The organism is Streptomyces qaidamensis (genome assembly GCF_001611795.1).
Classification (GTDB): Bacteria; Actinomycetota; Actinomycetes; order Streptomycetales; family Streptomycetaceae; genus Streptomyces; species Streptomyces qaidamensis.
Genome location: NZ_CP015098.1, coordinates 6,466,062 through 6,484,930 on the forward strand (window position 1 = coordinate 6,466,062; position 18,869 = coordinate 6,484,930).

18 protein-coding genes are annotated in these 18,869 nt (G+C 71.0%); 10 read left to right on the forward strand and 8 right to left on the reverse strand.

Annotation, left to right across the window (positions count from 1 at the left end; translation table 11 throughout):
* Positions 1-5 precede the first annotated feature (5 nt).
* From A4E84_RS28890 to A4E84_RS28910, 5 genes are all read right to left on the reverse strand, one after another.
* Entirely contained in the window at positions 6-413 is a 408-nt protein-coding gene (locus A4E84_RS28890; RefSeq protein ID WP_062929331.1) for a VOC family protein, read from the reverse strand.
* 129 nt (positions 414-542) lie between these two features.
* Positions 543-2,225, reverse strand: a complete 1,683-nt coding sequence (locus A4E84_RS28895) for a hypothetical protein (RefSeq protein ID WP_062929332.1) — start codon at positions 2,223-2,225, stop codon at positions 543-545.
* A complete protein-coding gene (locus A4E84_RS28900; RefSeq protein WP_062929333.1) occupies positions 2,207-2,956 on the reverse strand; it encodes an ABC transporter ATP-binding protein in 750 nt (249 codons plus the stop codon). Before A4E84_RS28900 ends, A4E84_RS28895 begins: the two co-directional genes overlap by 19 nt.
* A 207-nt stretch (positions 2,957-3,163) precedes the next feature.
* Entirely contained in the window at positions 3,164-4,531 is a 1,368-nt protein-coding gene (locus tag A4E84_RS28905) for an aspartate aminotransferase family protein (protein WP_079129155.1), read from the reverse strand.
* 13 nt (positions 4,532-4,544) lie between these two features.
* The gene (locus tag A4E84_RS28910) at positions 4,545-5,084 is read right to left on the reverse strand and encodes an Lrp/AsnC family transcriptional regulator (RefSeq protein ID WP_062929334.1); all 540 of its coding nucleotides are present in this window, start codon (positions 5,082-5,084) and stop codon (positions 4,545-4,547) included.
* Between the two features lie 164 nt (positions 5,085-5,248).
* Here A4E84_RS28910 and A4E84_RS28915 point away from each other — a divergent pair, with 164 nt between their 5' ends.
* The 3 genes from A4E84_RS28915 (at position 5,249) to A4E84_RS28925 (ending at position 9,106) form a co-directional block, all read left to right on the forward strand.
* The gene (locus tag A4E84_RS28915) at positions 5,249-6,688 is read left to right on the forward strand and encodes a gamma-aminobutyraldehyde dehydrogenase (RefSeq protein ID WP_062929335.1); all 1,440 of its coding nucleotides are present in this window, start codon (positions 5,249-5,251) and stop codon (positions 6,686-6,688) included.
* Between the two features lie 112 nt (positions 6,689-6,800).
* Positions 6,801-7,325, forward strand: coding sequence for a hypothetical protein (locus A4E84_RS28920; RefSeq protein ID WP_062929336.1), 525 nt, complete (start codon positions 6,801-6,803; stop codon positions 7,323-7,325).
* A 128-nt stretch (positions 7,326-7,453) separates the two neighbouring features.
* Positions 7,454-9,106, forward strand: a complete 1,653-nt coding sequence (locus A4E84_RS28925; protein ID WP_062929337.1) for an RNA polymerase sigma factor — start codon at positions 7,454-7,456, stop codon at positions 9,104-9,106.
* On the opposite strand, the gene A4E84_RS28930 is transcribed toward A4E84_RS28925, so the two are convergent.
* Together A4E84_RS28930 and A4E84_RS28935 are read right to left on the reverse strand one after the other, a co-directional pair.
* Complete coding sequence (locus A4E84_RS28930; protein WP_062931651.1) at positions 9,051-9,776, reverse strand: glycerophosphodiester phosphodiesterase; 726 nt, start codon at positions 9,774-9,776, stop codon at positions 9,051-9,053. The two genes, A4E84_RS28925 and A4E84_RS28930, sit on opposite strands and share 56 nt — an antisense overlap.
* Positions 9,773-10,834, reverse strand: coding sequence for an adenosine deaminase (locus A4E84_RS28935; RefSeq protein WP_062929338.1), 1,062 nt, complete (start codon positions 10,832-10,834; stop codon positions 9,773-9,775). The genes A4E84_RS28930 and A4E84_RS28935 overlap by 4 nt, the downstream gene beginning before the upstream one ends.
* Before the next feature lie 306 nt (positions 10,835-11,140).
* On the opposite strand from A4E84_RS28935, the gene A4E84_RS28940 reads away from it, so the two are divergent.
* Together A4E84_RS28940 and A4E84_RS28945 are read left to right on the forward strand one after the other, a co-directional pair.
* Positions 11,141-11,788: a DUF4190 domain-containing protein gene (locus A4E84_RS28940; RefSeq protein WP_062929339.1), complete on the forward strand. Its 648-nt coding sequence runs from the start codon at positions 11,141-11,143 to the stop codon at positions 11,786-11,788.
* Between the two features lie 67 nt (positions 11,789-11,855).
* Positions 11,856-12,320 (forward strand): DUF4190 domain-containing protein, encoded by a 465-nt coding sequence (locus tag A4E84_RS28945; protein ID WP_062929340.1) that lies wholly within the window; start codon positions 11,856-11,858, stop codon positions 12,318-12,320.
* Between the two features lie 51 nt (positions 12,321-12,371).
* Here A4E84_RS28945 and A4E84_RS28950 read toward each other — a convergent pair whose 3' ends face one another.
* Positions 12,372-12,947, reverse strand: coding sequence for an NADAR family protein (locus A4E84_RS28950; RefSeq protein WP_062929341.1), 576 nt, complete (start codon positions 12,945-12,947; stop codon positions 12,372-12,374).
* 199 nt (positions 12,948-13,146) lie between these two features.
* Here A4E84_RS28950 and A4E84_RS28955 point away from each other — a divergent pair, with 199 nt between their 5' ends.
* From A4E84_RS28955 to A4E84_RS28975, 5 genes are read left to right on the forward strand one after another with little or no spacing between them, the layout of a single operon-like run.
* Positions 13,147-14,682 (forward strand): gamma-aminobutyraldehyde dehydrogenase, encoded by a 1,536-nt coding sequence (locus A4E84_RS28955; protein WP_062929342.1) that lies wholly within the window; start codon positions 13,147-13,149, stop codon positions 14,680-14,682.
* Between the two features lie 56 nt (positions 14,683-14,738).
* A complete protein-coding gene (locus A4E84_RS28960; RefSeq protein WP_062929343.1) occupies positions 14,739-15,986 on the forward strand; it encodes a polyamine ABC transporter substrate-binding protein in 1,248 nt (415 codons plus the stop codon).
* Positions 15,987-15,991: 5 nt separating this feature from the next.
* On the forward strand, positions 15,992-17,137 hold the full coding sequence (locus tag A4E84_RS28965; protein ID WP_174569521.1) for an ABC transporter ATP-binding protein: 1,146 nt from the start codon (positions 15,992-15,994) through the stop codon (positions 17,135-17,137).
* On the forward strand, positions 17,137-18,066 hold the full coding sequence (locus A4E84_RS28970) for an ABC transporter permease (protein WP_062929345.1): 930 nt from the start codon (positions 17,137-17,139) through the stop codon (positions 18,064-18,066). The genes A4E84_RS28965 and A4E84_RS28970 overlap by 1 nt, the downstream gene beginning before the upstream one ends.
* Complete coding sequence (locus tag A4E84_RS28975) at positions 18,067-18,867, forward strand: ABC transporter permease (protein ID WP_062929346.1); 801 nt, start codon at positions 18,067-18,069, stop codon at positions 18,865-18,867.
* The last annotated feature ends 2 nt before the right edge of the window (positions 18,868-18,869 follow it).

An 18,869-nucleotide genomic window follows, 5' to 3' on the forward strand; every position in this document is an offset into this window, starting at 1 on the left:
CGCCGTCAGCCCTGGACGGCCGCCGGGTCCATCCACACGACCTCGAAGGTGTGGCCGTCCACGTCGTCGAAGGCGCGGCCGTACATGAAGCCGTGGTCCTGCGTCTCGCCCGAGACGGAACCGCCCGCCGCGACCGCCTTCTCGACCAGCTCGTCGACCTTCTCGCGGCTCTCGGCGCTCAGCGCGATCAGGACCTCGCTGGTCTTCGTCGAGTCCACGATGTCCTTCTTCGTGAACTGCGCGTACTTCTCCTTGGTGTGCACCATCACCACGATGGTCTCGCTGATCACGACCGAGGCGGTCGTGTCGTCGCTGAACTGCTCGTTGATCGTGAAGCCCAGCTCCGTGAAGAACTTCTTCGAGGCGCCGAGGTCGCCGGTGCACAGGTTCACGAAGATCATCTGCTGGTACATGCGAGGTCTCTCCCATCAAGTCCGTGTCGTTACGCGGGGATAGACCGGGCGCCCGTCCGGAACTCATCGCCCTACGGGAATCTTTTTCGTACGAGTTTTCCGGCGGACCTTCCCGCGGCGGCCGCGGACTCAGCGCGCTAGGGGGAGCGCAGCCAGTTCCGCGACCGTCAGGGTGAGCGGACCGAACACGGCGAGCAGCGCGCCGGCGCGGAGGGCGGCGGCGCTGCGCAGCGTCGTGGTGGGGGCGCCGAGCCGCATCAGGGCGGCGGTGGTGCCGGCGCGGGCCTGCCGGGCCTCGACGGCCGCCGTGAGGAGCGTCGCCGTGGTGCACCCGGTCACGAGCAGCACGCCGAGGGTGGTGAGCGGGCCGAGCGAGAGCCCGTCCGGGGCGTGCAGCAGCACCATCGCCCAGGCGGCGGACAGCACCGCGCAGACGACGCCCAGGGGACGCCCGATGCGGACGGCCTCCGCCATGAGGATGCGGCCGGCGAGGAGCCGCAGGGCGCCGGGGCGGGCCGACTGGAGCAGCCGTCCGCACAGATGGGTCAGGCCCGGACCGGCCAGGGTCAGGCCGACGGCGGCCAGCACCCAGCCCGCCAGCACGCCCGGGGAGGCGCCCGAGAAGGAGAGGTCGGGGGGTGTCGGAGCGGTACGGCTCGTGTAGCTCACCACGGCGAGGCCCGCGGCCAGCACGGTGATGCCCCACGGCAGACCGGAGGGAGCGGCGACGGTGTCCGGCAGGGCCGCGTCGGAGGCCTCGTCGGGAGCGTCGGGCGCCGCGGGGACCGGGTGCCGGGCCAGGGCTCCGGCGGGGCTGATGGCTCCGGCCGCGTCCGGCGCCGCCGCGTGCGCGCTGAGCCGCTGGGCGGGATCGCCGGCTTGACCCCTCACGCCGGCCGGGTGCGGGGTGGCGGGCGGAGCAACTCCCGCGGCCGGGTCCACGGTGCCCGGATCCACGGTGCCCGGGTCCACGGCGGCCGGGTCCATGGCGGCCGGGTCCACGGCGGCCGGGTCCACGGTGCCCGGGTCCACGGCGCCCGGGTCCACCGCGGGCGGTCGAGCGGGGTCCGCGACCACGCTCACGGTCCCGGCCGGGCCCGCGGCCGCAGCCGGGGCCGACCCGCCGGTCCGGGCCGCCGGCGGACCGCTCTTCGCGGCGGGGTCTGCGGCACGGCCGTCCGTAGGCCGGACGATCTGCCGGCCGAACCGGCCGTACGCCCCGAAGGTCTCGCGGGTGCTCGTGCGCCGGTAGGCGCCGAAGCGGCCGTACGTCCGGGCCGCCCGGGGCGCGGCGCGCCCCGCCTCGCGCGGTCGCACGGCCAGGGCCACCGCCACCGACGCGCCGACGGGCACGAACGCCAGCAGGGTCAGGGCACCCGGCAGCGGCAGGGGCCGGCCCGCGGCGAGGGACTCGGCGGCGGCGCCGTCGAAGGGCATGCCCGTCAGGTCGCCCCGCAGGTGCAGGAACGCGAGCAGGGCCAGCATCGACCCCAGCGTGCAGGACAGGGCCGTCGTCGTCGCCGAGAGGGCCATCATGCGGACCGGTCCGAGGCCGATGGCCGAGAGGCCGGAGCGGGGCTTGGTGCCGGGGTCGGTACGGGCCACGGCGACCGCGAAGTACACCGTGGCGGCCAGCGGGGCCGCGCACCAGGCCAGTCGCAGCGCGGCGGAGCCGGGGGAGCCGGGGTGGCCCAGCGCGTAGCCCAGGGCGCAGAGCAGCAGGAAGCCCGTGCCGGCCGAGGCCGCCGTGACCATCAGGCGGCGCAGCTGGACGGCGGGGTGGGCGCCGCGGGTCAGACGGAGAGCGAGCACGCGGCCCGGCCTTCCGGTTCGCTGGTCTCGGCGACCGGCGGAAGGTGGACCGTCTGCACGCGCCGCCCGTCGAGCAGCGACACCGTGCGGTCGGCGAGGGCCGCCGTCTCGGCGTCGTGGGTGGCCAGGACGACGGTGATGCGGTGGGAGCGGGCCGCCGTGGTGAGGGTGCGCAGCACATGGGCGCGGTCGGCGCGGTGCAGGGGCGCCGTGGGCTCGTCGGCGAACAGCACCGACGGGGCGGGGGCCAGGGCGCGGGCGATGCAGACCCGCTGCCGCTCGGCCTGCACCAGCTGGTGCGGCCGTTTGCGGGCGCTGTCGCCGATGTCCAGGCGCTCCAGCCACTCCAGTGCCGCGGTCTTGGCGCGCCGCCTGCTGGTGCCGCGCAGCATCAGCGGCAGGGCGGTGTTCTCCCAGGCGTTGAGCTCCGGCACCAGGGAGGGGGCCGGGTCGATCCAGCCGAAGCGGTCGCGGCGCAACCGCTCGCGGGTGAGGGGGCCCATGGTGTGCACGGGCACGCTGTTGAACCAGACCTCGCCGCGCCGGACGGGCACCAGGCCGGACAGACACCGCAGCAGGGTCGTCTTGCCGCTGCCGCGCGGTCCGCCGATGGCGAGGATCTCCCCCTCGCGCACGCCGAGCGAGACGCCGCAGAGCGCGGGCGAGCCGTCGTCGTGCTGGAAGTGCAGGGCGCGTGCCCAGAGCACGTCGTCGTCCGGCAGGGCCTCCATGCGCGTACACCTCGGTTCAGATCCGTAGTTCCCGTGTCCATCCCCCGTGCGGGGGAACGAAGGCAGGGCCGATCGGTCACTGGGCACGCTAGGCAGAAGGCGGCGGGGCGCCGGACAGCACGCGGCCCCGGGCCGCCGTTTCTCACTCGAACGGGCGGCACCGGGGCCGTTGTTGATCATCCAGGCAGACGATCGGAGCGACGCGGGTCAGAGCTTGGTCCACGCCTCCGAGAGGGTGGCGCGCAGGATCTGCTCGATCTCGTCGAACGTCGACTGGTCGGAGATCAGCGGCGGGGCGAGCTGGACGACCGGGTCGCCGCGGTCGTCGGCGCGGCAGTACAGGCCGTTGCCGTACAGCGCCTTGGAGAGGAAGCCGTACAGGACGCGCTCGGTCTCCTCGTCGTTGAAGGACTCCTTGGTGTGCTTGTCCTTCACCAGCTCGATGCCGTAGAAGAAGCCGTTGCCGCGGACGTCGCCGACGATCGGCAGGTCGTGGAGCTTCTCCAGGGTGGCGCGGAAGCTGCCCTCGTTGTCCAGGACGTGCTGGTTGAGGTTCTCGCGCTCGAACAGGTCGAGGTTGGCCAGGCCCACGGCCGCGGAGACCGGGTGGCCGCCGAAGGTGTAGCCGTGCAGGAACGTGTTGTCGCCCTTGTAGAACGGCTCGGCCAGGCGGTCGGAGATGATGCACGCGCCGATCGGGGAGTAGCCCGAGGTCATGCCCTTGGCGCAGGTGATCATGTCCGGCACGTAGTCGAACTTGTCGCAGGCGAAGTAGGTGCCCAGGCGGCCGAAGGCGCAGATGACCTCGTCCGAGACGAGCAGCACGTCGTACTGGTCGCAGATCTCGCGGACCCGCTGGAAGTAGCCGGGCGGGGGCGGGAAGCAGCCGCCCGCGTTCTGCACCGGCTCCAGGAAGACCGCGGCGACGGTGTCCGGGCCCTCGAAGAGGATCTGCTGCTCGATCTGGTCGGCGGCCCAGCGGCCGTAGGCCTCGGGGTCGTCGCCGTGGATCGGGGCGCGGTAGATGTTGGTGTTCGGGACCTTGTGCGCACCCGGGACCAGCGGCTCGAAGGGGGCCTTCAGCGCCGGCAGGCCGGTGATGGACAGGGCGCCCTGCGGGGTGCCGTGGTAGGCGACCGCGCGTGAGATGACCTTGTGCTTGGTGGGCTTGCCGGTCAGCTTGAAGTACTGCTTGGCGAGCTTCCAGGCGGTCTCCACCGCCTCACCGCCGCCGGTGGTGAAGAAGACCTTGTTCAGGTCGCCCGGCGCGTGCCCGGCGAGACGCTCGGCCAGTTCGACGGCCTTGGGGTGGGCGTAGGACCACACCGGGAAGAACGCCAGCTCCTGCGCCTGCTTGAAGGCGGTCTCGGCGAGCTCGACCCGGCCGTGCCCGGCCTGCACCACGAAGAGGCCGGCGAGGCCGTCCAGGTAGCGCTTGCCCTTGTCGTCGTAGATGTACGTGCCCTCGCCCCGGACGATGGTGGGGACGGGGGCCTTCTCGTACGACGACATGCGCGTGAAGTGCATCCACAGGTGGTCGTACGCGGACTGGGAGAGGTCCTTGCTCACGGCTATCGGGTCCTCACGGTTATCGGGTTCCCCACATGTAGGTCTGCTTCTTGAGCTTGAGGTAGACGAAGCTCTCGGTGGAGCGCACTCCGGGCACCGCCCGTATGCGTTTGTTGATGACGTCCAGGAGGTGGTCGTCGTCCTCGCAGACGATCTCCACCATCAGGTCGAAGGAGCCTGCGGTCATCACCACGTACTCGCATTCGGACATGGCCGACAGCGCGTCCGCGACCGCCTCCACGTCGCCCTCGACGTTGACGCCGACCATCGCCTGTCTGCGGAAGCCCACGGTGAGCGGGTCCGTGACGGCGACGATCTGCATCACGCCCTGGTCGAGCAGCTTCTGGACGCGCTGGCGCACGGCCGCCTCCGACAGGCCGACGGCCTTGCCGATGGCGGCGTACGGCCGGCGGCCGTCCTCCTGGAGCTGCTCGATGATGGCGAGGGACACGGCGTCCAGCTGCGGCGAGCTGCCGTTCCTGGACTCGCGGGAGGGCTCGCGGTGCTCCCGCGAGCCCTTCTGGTCTGCGCTTCGACTGGCCACGAGGTCACTGTGCACGAGGTCTCGACACTTCCGCAAGCCTGGATCGATGAAATTCGTTGTTTGAGTGCCATACTCCTGCGGATTCCGCACGATCGAAGGGAGCGGGGGTGTTGAAAACGTGGGTCGGCCGACTAGGGTGGGTGTCTCAAGTACTGGACATCCGAACTGGAGGGCCGGCAGTGAGCACCGAGCTGCGTCGTCTGCGCAACTACATCGGCGGTGAGTTCAAGGACGCCGCCGACGGACGGACCACCGACGTGGTCAATCCCGCCACGGGCGAGGCGTACGCGACCGCTCCGCTGTCCGGGCAGGCGGACGTGGACGCCGCGATGGCGGCGGCCGCCGAGGCCTTCCCCGGCTGGCGCGACACGACGCCCGCCGAGCGCCAGAAGGCCCTGTTGAAGATCGCGGACGCCTTCGAGGAGCGCGCCGAGGAGCTGATCGCGGCCGAGGTGGAGAACACGGGCAAGCCGGTCGGGCTGACCCGCTCCGAGGAGATCCCGCCGATGGTCGACCAGATCCGCTTCTTCGCCGGAGCGGCGCGGATGCTGGAGGGCCGCTCGGCCGGTGAGTACATGGAGGGCCTGACCTCCATCGTGCGCCGCGAGCCGGTCGGTGTCTGCGCGCAGGTCGCGCCGTGGAACTACCCGATGATGATGGCCGTGTGGAAGTTCGCCCCGGCGATCGCGGCGGGCAACACCGTCGTGCTGAAGCCGTCGGACACCACTCCGGCCTCGACGGTCCTCATCGCCGAGATCATCGGCTCGATCGTCCCCAAGGGCGTCTTCAACGTCATCTGCGGCGACCGCGAGACCGGCCGTCTGATGGTCGAGCACGAGACCCCGGCGATGGCCTCCATCACCGGCTCGGTGCGCGCCGGCATCCAGGTCGCCGAGTCCGCCTCCAAGGACGTCAAGCGCGTTCACCTGGAGCTGGGCGGCAAGGCGCCGGTCGTGGTGTTCGAGGACACCGACATCGCCAAGGCCGTCGAGGACATCTCGGTCGCCGGCTACTTCAACGCCGGCCAGGACTGCACCGCCGCCACGCGCGTGCTCGTCCACGAGTCCATCCACGACGAGTTCGTCTCCGCGCTCGCGAAGGCCGCCTCCGAGACCAAGACCGGGCAGCCGGACGACGAGGACGTGCTGTTCGGCCCGCTCAACAACCCCAACCAGCTCAAGCAGGTCGAGGGCTTCATCGACCGGCTGCCCGCGCACGCGCGCGTGGAGGCCGGCGGCAAGCGGGTCGGCGACAAGGGCTACTTCTACGCGCCGACCGTCGTCTCGGGGCTGAAGCAGACCGACGAGATCATCCAGAAGGAGGTCTTCGGCCCGGTCATCACCGTGCAGTCCTTCTCCGACGAGGAGCAGGCCGTGGAGTGGGCCAACGGCGTGGAGTACGCGCTGGCCTCCTCCGTGTGGACCAAGGACCACGGCCGCGCCATGCGGATGTCCAAGAAGCTCGACTTCGGCTGCGTGTGGATCAACACGCACATCCCGCTGGTCGCCGAGATGCCGCACGGCGGCTTCAAGAAGTCCGGCTACGGCAAGGACCTCTCGGGCTACGGCTTCGACGACTACACGCGGATCAAGCACGTGATGACGTCGCTGGACGCGTAGTCACACGTTCGTTCTCACGGCCCCGGGCGGCACTCCGCCTCGCCCGGGGCCGTTGTGCTGCCCGCAGGGGCATTTTTGAACATGTTCAACTTCGAGCGTAGAGTGCCCCCCCATGAGCGACAGAGCCGCCCTGCTGAAGGGCATTCGCGCGTGGCTGGTCTTCTTCGTCGTGTGCCTGGTGCTCAGCGGTGCCACGGCCTTCCCGCTGGTGCACGAAGTGCGCTGGACCGAGGACCTGTTGCGCGAGCTGTCGGTGGGGGAGTACCTGCCCGGGCTGACGGAGTGGATCGGGCGGGTGCGGGCCGGTCTCGACGAGGCCGACGCGGAGTACCCGTTCCTCCTCTACGGCACGGACTGGCTGGCCTTCGCGCACCTGGTGATCGCGGTCGCCTTCTACGGGCCCTACCGCGACCCCGTCCGCAACATCTGGGTCGTCGAGTTCGGCATGATCGCCTGCGCGGGGATCATCCCGCTCGCCCTGATCTGCGGGCCGCTCCGCGGAATCCCCTTCTGGTGGTCCGTGATCGACATGGCCTTCGGAGTGTTCGGGGTGATCCCGCTGTACGTCGTCCGGCAGCGGATCAAGCGGCTGGAGGCGCTGACCGCGCCCCCGGCCGCCCCGGCGTTCGGCGGCTGAGAAAAACTGTTATCCCGAGAACCTTCACGCCGTCTCCCCGCATGTGATCCCCCCCATGGTCAAGACCCCCGTCCTGCCTGAGAGGGTGCGTGCGGAGAAGTACCGATCCCGGCAGGCGAGAGGCTCCCGTGGACAGTGAGCAATGGCGCGCCGTCATCACGGCGGCGCAGGCCGGCGACCGGCGGGCGCTGGACGAACTGGTCGCGGGCTGGCTGCCGCTGGTCTACAACATCGTGGGCCGGGCCCTGAACGGTCACGCCGACGTCGACGACGTCGTGCAGGAGACCATGCTGCGCGCCGTCGGCAACCTGGGTTCGCTGCGCGACCCCGACAGCTTCCGGTCCTGGCTGGTGGCGATCGCCATGCGGCAGATCCGCGACCGGGCCCGGCGCAAGACCCCGGACCGGCTGGAGGAGGCACCGGCCTCCGACTTCGCCGACCTGACCGTGCTGCGGCTCCAGTTGGAAGGGCAGCGGCGCGAGGTCGCCGAGGCGGTGCGGTGGCTCGACGACGAGGACCGCCGGCTGCTGTCGCTGTGGTGGCTGGAGGTCGCGGGCGAGCTGACCCGGCGCGAACTGGCCGCCGCCGTCGGCATCACCCGGCAGCACGCCGCCGTGCGCGTCCAGCGGATGAAGGAGCGCCTGGAGACCTCGCGCGGCATCGTCCGCGCCCTCGACGGTGCCTGCCCCGGCCTGCGCGAGGTCACCGGCCGCTGGGACGGCCGGCCCGACTCGGTGTGGCGCAAGCGGCTGGCCCGGCACATCCGCGGCTGCGGCTACTGCGGCGACACCCGCGAGGCCGTCGTCCCGGCCGAACGCCTCCTGGTCGGCATCGCCCTCGTCCCGCTGCCCGTCGGGTTCACCCTGTCGCTCGCCTTCGGCGGCAAGACGGCCGTGGCCGCCACCTCCGCCGGCTGGTCCAAGCTGCTCGGCGCGCTCACCAAGCCGGCCGTCGCGGTGACGGCGAGCGCGACGATCGTCGCGGGCGGCGCCTTCGTCGTCACCCAGCCGCCGGACGCCCCGCCGCCCCGGGCCGCGGTCACGCCCACGGCGACGGCCACGTCCGAACCGCCGCCTTCCGCCGGCCCCACCTCCACGCCCACCTCCACGCCCACTTCCACGCCCTCCCCGTCGGCGAAGAGGAAGACCGACCCGTACGGCACGGTCGTCGACGCCGTCGACCGCGCCCCCGACCCGGACGCCCGGCCCGCCGCCCTGCCCCGACGCCCCGAGTCCGGCATCACCAGCACCGGCGGCCCGAGGGCCGTCATGCAGCACCGTGGCGACAGTGTGACGCTGAGCGGTCAGGGCTATGTCCTGGTCCGTTGGCAGATCTCGCCGCACGCCCGGCCCGGCGCGGTGGTCATGCCGACCTGGACCGGTCTGAAGGGCAAGCTGTTCCACGTGGCCTCCGGCGGCTCGCGCCGCATGGACGACCCGCTGCCCGGCGCCCCGAACGGCTACGTCACCGGCATGGGCGGCCCGGACATCGGCTACGCGGTCCTCCCGCCCGGCACCCAGCAGATGTGGCAGAACGAGTACTTCTACCTCGACGGCACCGTCACCCTCAACCAGAACGAACGGGGCTGCGACTACGGGATCGCCGTCTCCCCGTCGAACCGGGACGCGGTGGTGAAGGACGTCAACGAGGGTCCTGCCGACGGCGCCCTCCGCTACGGGCTCGTCCGCGACACCGGCACGGACAGCGCGCCGGTGCCGCAGTACCTCACGCGCTCGGCCCCGGCCGATCCGGCGACGGTGCCGCAGCGCTCGCGCGTGTAGCGCACAGCACGTCGACGCGGTTCGTCGTGATCGAGTCCACGCCCGCCCGAAGCAGTCGTCGCATGGAGCGGCGGGTGTCGGGGGTCCAGACGGAGACCAGGTAGCCGTCGGCGTGCACGCGCTCGGCGAGCGGGCGGTCCACCAGCGAGAAGCGGTAGTTGAGCCAGCGCGGGCGGATCGCCTCCAGCAGCACGGGCCGGGGCGGGGCCAGGGTCGTCCAGGTGAGGGCGATCTCGGCGGCCGGATCCGCCGCGCGCACGGCGAGCATGGCGTCGGCGCCCGCGCAGTAGTAGACCCGGTCCGCCGCTCCGGACTCCGCCACGACGCCCATGATCCGGCGCACCGCCCGCACATCGGGCGACCCGGGCAGGTCGATCATCACCCGGTGCCCGTCGGTCGCGGGCAGGGCCTCGGCCAGGGCCGGAACCCCGCCGCCGGTCAGCCCGCGCACCTCCTCGGACGACAGCGCGAGCACCGGCCGTTCGTGCTCCCACAGCCGCTTCAGCGTCGCGTCGTGCAGCAGCACCGGCACGCCGTCGCGGGTGAGCCGTACGTCGATCTCCACCGCGTCCGCGCCCCGGCGCAGCGCGGAACGCAGCGAGGCGACGGTGTTCTCCCGGACGCGGTAGGGGTCGCCCCGGTGGGCGACGGCGACCGGCGCGGACGTCACCGGGAGAGCCACTGCGCGGTGTAGGTGTCGATCTCGCCGGCGATCCGGGCCTTGCCCGCCGCGTCCAGGAAGGACGCCTCGACGGCGTTCTTCGCCAGCTCGGCCAGGCCCCGCTCGTCGAGGTCGAGCAGCCGGGAGGCGACCGCGTACTCGTTGTCGAGGTCGGTGCCGAACATCGGCGGGTCGTCGGAGTTGATGGTGACGACGACCCCGGCCCGCACGAACTCCTTGATCGGGTGCTCGTCGAGGGTGCGGACCGCGCGGGTGGCGATGTTCGAGGTCGGGCACACCTCCAGCGGGATCCGGTGCTCGGCGAGGTGCGCGAGCAGCTTCGGGTCCTGCGCGGAGCTGGTGCCGTGTCCGATGCGCTCGGCCCGCAGGTGGGTCAGCGCGTCCCACACCGTCTGCGGGCCGGTCGTCTCACCGGCGTGCGGTACGGAGTGCAGCCCGGCGGCGATCGCCCGGTCGAAGTACGGCTTGAACTGCGGCCGCTCCACGCCGACCTCGGGACCGCCGAGACCGAAGGAGACCAGGCCCTCCGGGCGCAGCCGGTCGTCGGTGGCGAGCCGGGCCGTCTCCTCGGCGGCCTGCAGACCTGCCTCGCCGGGGATGTCGAAGCACCAGCGCAGCACGGTCCCGAAATCGGCCTCGGCGGCCTTGCGGGCGTCCTCGATCGCGTCCATGAAGGCGCGCTCGTCGATGCCGCGCCGGGTGGACGAGAAGGGCGTGATGGTCAGCTCGGCGTAGCGCACCCGCTGCCGGGCCAGGTCCCGGGCCACCTCGTACGTCAGCAGCCGGACGTCCTCCGGCGTGCGGATCAGGTCGACGACCGACAGATACACGTCGATGAAGTGCGCGAAGTCGGTGAACGTGAAGTAGTCGGCCAGGGCCTCGGGGTCGGTCGGCACCTTCGAGTCGGGGTGCCGCGCGGCCAGTTCGGAGACGATCCGGGGGGAGGCGGATCCCACGTGGTGCACATGCAGTTCGGCCTTGGGCAGATCGGCGATGAAAGCCCTGAGGTCGCGAGGGGCGTGCGGGTCGACGAGATGCTGGGTCAAGGTTCCTCCCCGGAACGGCGCTCCGGCCGGCGCAGGGCGGGCGGGCGCGGGTGATCGGCTGATCGATGACTCGGCATCATCGTAGGCCGTGGCGCAGCACCCCTTCCCGGCAGGCCGCGGCGCAGCGCCCCTTCCCGGGGTGCGGTGGCGCAGCGATCTGCGGCTCCGCCGCGTCGGGCCGCGCGGGGTCGACCCGACGCCGGTGGACGCGGCCACGGGCATCGGAGGCCGCGGCGCACCCGCCCTGCGGCCCGCACCGGGCGGCCCCGTAGCATGACGGGACGATCGACCCAGGGGGGACGCACGATGACGGACGCGACGCAGCCCGACGGAGGCAGCCACGACCCGTGGGCGCCACCGGAGAGCAAGCCCTCGCTCGACAAGAACCCGGCGCCACAGCCACCGTCCGTGCACGACCAGGCCACGGTCACCTCCATGCCGGGATTCACCCCGCCCACCGGCACACCGCAGTTCGACCCGTCCGGTGCCGGCACCGGAGCCGTCCCGCCCCCGCCCGTGGCTCCCACCGGCCCGGGAGCGCCAGGCGGTTACGGGTACCCGGGCGGCTACCCCCAGGGCGGCTACCCCCAGGCCGGCTACGGCTGGCCCGGCATGCCCATGGCCCCGCAGAACGGCATGGGCGTCGCCGCGATGGTGCTCGGCATCATCTCCTGCACCCTCTTCTGCCTGTACGGCGTGGTCTCCCTGGTCACCGGGATCCTCGCCGTCGTCTTCGGCATCAAGGGCCGCAAGCGCGCCGAGGCCGGGGTGGCCACCAACCACGGGCAGGCCCAGGCCGGGCTGATCATGGGCATCATCGGGATCATCCTCGGCATCACGGTGATCGTCCTGATCGCCGTCGGCATCACGGCCGCGATCAACAGCGACGACCCCGACGACGACCCGTACTACGGAACCCTCGGGCCGGTGGCCACCGCTCCGTCCCACCGCTGAAACACGGGCTCTGCGGGCCGACTTGGCCACTACGATGCCCTGGTCTGACAACGGAGGGGAGATCGTCATGTCCAACACCAATCCGCCCCCGGGTGGGTTCGGCCCGCCCGCCCAGCCGCCGCAGCAGCCGGCCCCGGGGTACGGCTATCCGCAGCAGCCCGGCCCGGGCTACGGCTACCCCCAGGGCAGCCCCGGCTACCCGGCGGCGCCGCCCGTGGGTTACCCGCAGGCGCCCGGCTACGGGATGCCCGCGCAGCCGAGCAACGGCATGGGAACCACGGGACTGGTGCTGGGCATCATCGGCGTGGTGTGCAGCGTGACGTTCATCCTGTGGTTCTTCGGCGTGATCCTGGGCATCCTCGCGATCATCTTCGGCGCCGTCGGCCGCGGCAAGGCCACGCGGGGTGAGGCCACCAACAAGGGCGCGGCCACCGCGGGCCTGGTCTGCGGCATCATCGCCACCGTGATCCTGCCGCTGCTCGGCTTCCTGCTGTTCGCCAGCATCATGGGCGGGCTCGGCGCGGCGGCCTGAAGGCAGCTCCCGGGGTTCGTGAGGGGCCGGTCCACGGGACCGGTCCCTCACTCATGCTCTCGCCGTCCCCAGCCGCTCCCGCGCCTCCATCAGCGCGAAGCCCAGCAGATTCGACCCCCGCCACCGCTCCGGATCCATCGCCGCCTCGTCGTCCGCGGCCAGCCCGATGCCCCACACCCGGTCCACGGGGCTGGCCTCCACCAGCACCCGGTCACCCGTGCCCAGCAGGTACGCCAGCAGCTCGGGATGCGCGCCGAACTTGTGGACGCTGCCCTCGACGACGATCCGGAACCGCTCCCGTGCCCAGGTCGCCTCGTCGAAACCGCGCACCATGCGCCCGGCCTTCTTCGCCTCGGCGGGATGCCCCGCGGCCAGCGCGGCACGCTCCGCCGCCGCGTCCTCGAAGAGCCGGGCCTTGGCCGCCATCATCCAGTGCTCGGCCGTCGCGTAGGCCACGCCGTCGACCGTGAACGGCGCCGGCCACCACTGGCTGAGACAGCTCGCCCCGATCCGGCCGTCCGGCCGCGGCCGGTGCCCCCAGAAGTGCAGATACCTGATCCTTGCCCCGTCGCGGACCGCCCTGATCAGGGCCTCCTGCGAGCCGACCGCCCCCGTGATCCTCTCCATGCACGCGAGTCTGGCACGCACCACTGACACAGCGTCCTGCCTTTTCGCGGCGAACTCGACACCTGGTCGACAGATTCCGTCGCGTAACCAAAAATCAACAACGGAATCACTTGTTGGCATGCCGTACCTCTGTCAGGATCGGCACTCAAATCGAGCCTGAGCCACGCCGGCCCCATCAGGGGACACGGAGGAGAGCGACATGCACAACCCGGGCACTGCCACCCCGGACCGATTCCCGGCGGAGGAGCGCTTCGCGCAGGGCGCGCAGTACATCGCGGGGCGCCTGACCAGGGGTACCTCCGGCCGTACGCACGCCGTCGTCGACCCGGCGTCCGGCGAGGAGGTCCTCACCTACGAACTGGCGGGAACGGCCGACGTCGACCGGGCCGTCGCCGCCGCCCGCGCGGCCTTCCCCGGCTGGGCGGGAACCACCCCCGGCGAGCGCTCCGACGCCCTTCACCGGTTCGCCGCGGTCCTCGCCGACCGGGCGGAGGACTTCGCCCGCGCCGAGTCGCTCCAGTGCGGCAAGCCGCTGAAGCTGACCCGCGAGTTCGACGTCCCCGGCACCATCGACAACGCCGCCTTCTTCGCCGGTGCCGCACGGCATCTGCAGGGACAGTCGGCCGGCGAGTACTCCGGCGACCACACCTCGTACGTGCGGCGCGAGCCCATCGGGGTCGTCGGGTCGATCGCGCCCTGGAACTACCCCCTCCAGATGGCCGCCTGGAAGATCCTCCCGGCGGTCGCGGCGGGCAACACCATCGTCCTGAAGCCCGCCGAGCTCACCCCGCTGACCTCGCTGCTCTTCGCCCAGGCGGCCACCGACGCCGGGATCCCGGACGGCGTCATCAACATCGTCACCGGCACCGGCAGGGAGGCCGGAGAGCACCTCGTCGGCCATCCCGACGTGGCCATGACGTCCTTCACCGGCTCCACCGCCGTCGGCAAGCGCGTCGCCGAGGTCGCCACCGCCACGGTCAAGCGCCTCCACCTGGAGCTCGGCGGCAAGGCGCCCTTCGTGGTCTTCGACGACGCCGACCCGGAGGCCGCCGCGCACGGCGCGGTCGCGGGCTCGCTCATCAACACCGGGCAGGACTGCACGGCCGCCACGCGCGCGTACGTGCAGCGGCCGCTGTACGAGGCCTTCGTGGAGCGGACCGCGGCGCTCATGGAGACGGTCCGGCTCGGCGACCCCTTCGCCGCCGGCACCGACCTCGGCCCGCTGATCTCCCACGTGCAGCGGGACCGGGTCGCCGGGTTCGTGGACCGGGCGCGGGCCTACGCGCGCGTGGTGACCGGCGGCGAGGCTCCCGAGGGGGAGCTCGCCAAGGGCGCCTACTACCGGCCCACCCTGATCGCCGACGCGGCCCAGGACAGCGAGGTCGTCCAGGCCGAGATCTTCGGACCGGTCCTGGTCGTGCTGCCGTTCGACACCGACGACGAGGGACTCGCACTCGCCAACGACACCCCGTACGGGCTGGCCGCGTCCGCCTGGAGCCGGGACGTGTACCGCGCGAACCGGGCCACGCGTGAGATCAAGGCCGGCTGCGTCTGGATCAACGACCACATCCCGATCATCAGCGAGATGCCGCACGGCGGCTACAAGTCCTCCGGCTACGGCAAGGACATGTCCGCGTACTCGTTCGAGGAGTACACCCAGATCAAGCACGTCATGTTCGACAACACCGCGGCCGCCGCGAAGGACTGGCACCGCACCGTGTTCGGGGACCGATAGCCGTATGCAGGCCGCCTGACCACCGGCCGTCCATCCTCCGAAAGGGCACCACGCGCATGGAGCAGTACGAGCCCGACCGCCTGTCAGCGGCCCAAAGGGCCGCCATGAGGCGCAGTTTCACCAACGGCAGGGCCGCCCTCACCCGGCGGTCCCTGCTGCGCGCCTCCGCGGGCGGGGCGCTCGCGGCCGGCGGACTGGGGGCGCTGAGCGCCTGCGGCATCCCTGCGGCCGGCAAGGCGCAGGGCGGCGTCTCGGCCGAGGACCACTCGGCCAAGGAGAAGACGGTGAACTTCTCCAACTGGACCGAGTACATGGACGTCGACGACAGCGGCAAGCACCACCCCACGCTGGACCAGTTCGCCGAGCGCACCGGCATCAAGGTCAAGTACACCGAGGACATCAACGACAACAACGAGTTCTTCGGCAAGATCAAGCCGCAGCTCGCCGCGGGCCAGGACACCGGCCGCGACCTGATCGTCCTCACCGACTGGCTGGCCGCCCGCCTCATCCGCCTCGGCTGGGCGCAGAAGCTCGACCCGAGCAACCTGCCGCACGCCTACGCCAACCTGTCGGCCCAGTTCCGCAGCCCCGACTGGGACCCGGGCCGCGCCTACTCGTACGTCTGGCAGGGCATCTCGACCGTCATCGCGTACAACAAGAAGGCCCTCGACGGCGTCGAGGTGAAGTCGATATCCGACCTGCTGGACAACCCCAGGCTCAAGGGCCGGGTCGGCTTCCTGTCGGAGATGCGCGACAGCATCGGCATGACCCTGCTCGACATGGGCAAGGACCCGGCCGACTTCACCGCCGACGACTACGACGCGGCCATCGCCCGCCTCCAGAAGGCCGTCGACAAGGGCCAGATCCGCCGCTTCACCGGCAACGACTACACCTCGGACCTGACCAGCGGTGACTTCGCGGCCTGTGTCGCCTGGGCCGGTGACGTCGTCCAGCTCAAGGCGGACAGCCCCGACATCGACTTCCTCATCCCGGACAGCGGCTACGTGACGTCGACCGACAACCTGCTGATCCCCAACAAGGCCCGCCACAAGACCAACGCCGAGCGGCTCATCGACTTCTACTACGAGCCGAAGGCGGCCGCCGAACTCGCCGCGTACATCAACTACGTGTGCCCCGTCGACGGCGTGCAGGCCGAGCTGGAGAAGATCGACGAGGACGCGGCGAACAACCCGCTGATCATTCCCGACAAGGCCATGGCCGCCAAGTCCCATGCCTTCCGCTCGCTGAGCTCGAAGGAAGAGACCGAGTTCGAAGCGAAGTTCGCGAAGCTGACGGGGGCGTGACCACCATGACGAACCAGACCGGTCCCAGCGGCGACGTCCGCCTCACGGGCATAGCCAAGACCTACGGCGCCTTCACCGCCGTGCACCCGCTCGATCTCACCGTGCCGCAGGGCTCCTTCTTCGCCCTGCTCGGCGCCTCGGGCTGCGGCAAGACCACCACCCTGCGCATGATCGCCGGCCTGGAGGAACCTTCCGCCGGCACCGTGCACCTGGGCGACCAGGACGTGACCACCCTCCCGCCGTACAAGCGGCCGGTGAACACGGTCTTCCAGTCCTACGCCCTCTTCCCGCACCTCGACATCTTCGAGAACGTCGCCTTCGGCCTGCGCCGACGCGGATGGAAGTCGGTGAAGAAGCAGGTCGAGGAGATGCTGGAGCTCGTCCAGCTCGGCGAGCAGGCCCGCAAGAAGCCGCACCAGCTCTCCGGCGGCCAGCAGCAGCGCGTCGCCGTCGCCCGCGCCCTGATCAACCACCCCAAGGTGCTCCTGCTCGACGAGCCGCTCGGCGCCCTCGACCTCAAGCTGCGCCGCCAGATGCAGCTGGAGCTCAAGCGCATCCAGACCGAGGTCGGCATCACCTTCATCCACGTCACGCACGACCAGGAGGAGGCCATGACGATGGCCGACACGGTCGCCGTGATGAACGCCGGCCGCGTCGAGCAACTGGGCGCCCCCACCGACCTCTACGAGAACCCGCGCACCACGTTCGTCGCGAACTTCCTCGGCACCTCCAACTTCATCGAGGCCGAGGTCGACTCCAGGAGCGGCGAGGAGATCGTGCTGAAGGCGGGCGGCGGCAAGCTCGTCCTGCCCGGGGCGCGCTGCTCCGCGCCCACCGCGACCGGCGGCAAGGTGCTGGTCGGCGTCCGCCCGGAGAAGATCTCCCTCAGCCACGCGGACGACGCCGGTGAGATCCCCGAGGGCCGCAACCGCATCACGGGCCGGATCGCCGACTCCAGCTTCATCGGCGTCTCCACGCAGTACGTCGTCGACAGCCCGGTCTGCTCCGACTTCGAGGTCTACGCCCAGAACATCGACCGCGACCCCCGCCTGGTGCCCGGCGCCGAGGTCGTCCTGCACTGGAACCCGGCCCACACCTTCGGTCTGGACGCCGCCCAGGACGCCGACGCCGGAGTGGAAGAGGCGGTCTGATGAGCACACTCACCGAGGCGCCACCGCCGCTCGCGCCCGGGGCGCCCGAACCGAAGCCGCCGAAACGCAGAGGCCGCTTCACGCCGTACTGGCTGCTGCTGCCCGGCATCCTCTGGCTGGTCGTCTTCTTCGCGCTGCCGATGATCTACCAGGCCTCCACGTCCGTGCAGACGGGCTCCCTGGAGGAGGGCTACAAGGTCACCTGGCACTTCGCCGCCTACTGGGACGCGCTGTCCGCGTACTGGCCGCAGTTCGTCCGCTCGGTGCTCTACGCGGGCACGGCGACGATCCTGTGCCTGCTGCTCGGCTACCCGCTCGCGTACCTGATCGCCTTCCGCGCGGGCCGCTGGCGGAACCTGATCATGATCCTGGTGATCGCGCCGTTCTTCACCAGCTTCCTGATCCGCACCCTCGCCTGGAAGACGATCCTCGCGGACGGCGGCCCCGTCGTCGGCGCGCTGAACACGCTGCACGTCCTGGACGTCACCGACTGGCTCGGCATGACCGCCGGTGACCGCGTCCTCGCCACGCCCCTCGCGGTGGTGTGCGGTCTGACGTACAACTTCCTGCCGTTCATGATCCTGCCGCTCTACACCTCGCTGGAGCGCATCGACGGACGGCTCCACGAAGCCGCCGGGGATCTGTACGCGCGGCCCTCGACGACGTTCCGCAAGGTCACCTTCCCGCTGTCGATGCCGGGTGTCGTCTCCGGCACGCTGCTCACCTTCATTCCGGCGGCCGGTGACTACGTGAACGCCGATCTGCTCGGATCCACCGACACCCGCATGGTCGGAAACGTCATCCAGACACAGTTCCTGCGAGTCCTCGACTATCCGACGGCCGCGGCGCTCTCCTTCATCCTCATGGCGGCCATCCTGCTCATGGTCACCCTCTACATCCGCAGGTCCGGGACGGAGGATCTGGTCTAAATGCCCTTCGTCAACTGGCTCAAGAGAAATCTCGTCGTCCTGGCGGGACTGCTGACCCTCGGCTATCTGCTCCTGCCGAACGTCGTCGTGACGGTGTTCTCCTTCAACAAACCGAAGGGGCGCTTCAACTACGAATGGCAGCAGTTCTCCCTGGACGCCTGGAAAGATCCGTGCGGCGTCTCCGGACTGTGCGACTCGCTGTCCCTCAGCCTCCAGATCGCGTTCTGGGCGACCCTCGGCGCCACGCTCCTCGGCACCCTGATCGCCTTCGCCCTGGTGCGCTACCGGTTCCGCGCCCGCGGTGCCGTGAACTCGCTGATCTTCCTGCCGATGGCGATGCCCGAGGTCGTCATGGCCGCCTCGCTGCTCACCCTGTTCCTCAACATGGGCGCTCAGCTGGGCTTCTGGACGATTCTCATCGCCCACATCATGTTCTGCCTGAGTTTCGTGGTCACGGCCGTCAAGGCGCGTGTGATGTCGATGGACCCGAAACTGGAGGAGGCGGCACGGGACTTGTACGCGGGCCCGTTCCAGACCTTCGTCCGGGTCACCCTGCCGATCGCGGCGCCGGGAATCGCGGCGGGCGCACTGCTCGCTTTCGCGCTCTCCTTCGACGACTTCATCATCACGAATTTCAACGCCGGCTCGACCGTCACCTTCCCCATGTTCGTCTGGGGCTCGGCGCAGCGCGGAACGCCCGTTCAGATCAATGTCATCGGCACGACCATGTTCGTCGTCGCCGTACTGTTCGTCCTGGTTTCCATGATCGCCGGAAACCGCCGCAACAGGCACAAGGCATAACC

What these genes read in the sequence shown, in the direction of transcription:
- A4E84_RS28950 (WP_062929341.1), bottom strand. Translation starts at nt 12,947, where the DNA reads ATGGAGAGGATCACGGGGGCGGTCGGCTCGCAGGAGGCCCTGATCAGG.
- A4E84_RS28945 (WP_062929340.1), top strand. Translation starts at nt 11,856, where the DNA reads ATGTCCAACACCAATCCGCCCCCGGGTGGGTTCGGCCCGCCCGCCCAG.
- A4E84_RS28970 (WP_062929345.1), top strand. Translation starts at nt 17,137, where the DNA reads ATGAGCACACTCACCGAGGCGCCACCGCCGCTCGCGCCCGGGGCGCCC.
- A4E84_RS28965 (WP_174569521.1), top strand. Translation starts at nt 15,992, where the DNA reads ATGACGAACCAGACCGGTCCCAGCGGCGACGTCCGCCTCACGGGCATA.
- A4E84_RS28955 (WP_062929342.1), top strand. Translation starts at nt 13,147, where the DNA reads ATGCACAACCCGGGCACTGCCACCCCGGACCGATTCCCGGCGGAGGAG.
- A4E84_RS28900 (WP_062929333.1), bottom strand. Translation starts at nt 2,956, where the DNA reads ATGGAGGCCCTGCCGGACGACGACGTGCTCTGGGCACGCGCCCTGCAC.
- A4E84_RS28940 (WP_062929339.1), top strand. Translation starts at nt 11,141, where the DNA reads ATGACGGACGCGACGCAGCCCGACGGAGGCAGCCACGACCCGTGGGCG.
- A4E84_RS28890 (WP_062929331.1), bottom strand. Translation starts at nt 413, where the DNA reads ATGTACCAGCAGATGATCTTCGTGAACCTGTGCACCGGCGACCTCGGC.
- A4E84_RS28920 (WP_062929336.1), top strand. Translation starts at nt 6,801, where the DNA reads ATGAGCGACAGAGCCGCCCTGCTGAAGGGCATTCGCGCGTGGCTGGTC.
- A4E84_RS28975 (WP_062929346.1), top strand. Translation starts at nt 18,067, where the DNA reads ATGCCCTTCGTCAACTGGCTCAAGAGAAATCTCGTCGTCCTGGCGGGA.
- A4E84_RS28960 (WP_062929343.1), top strand. Translation starts at nt 14,739, where the DNA reads ATGGAGCAGTACGAGCCCGACCGCCTGTCAGCGGCCCAAAGGGCCGCC.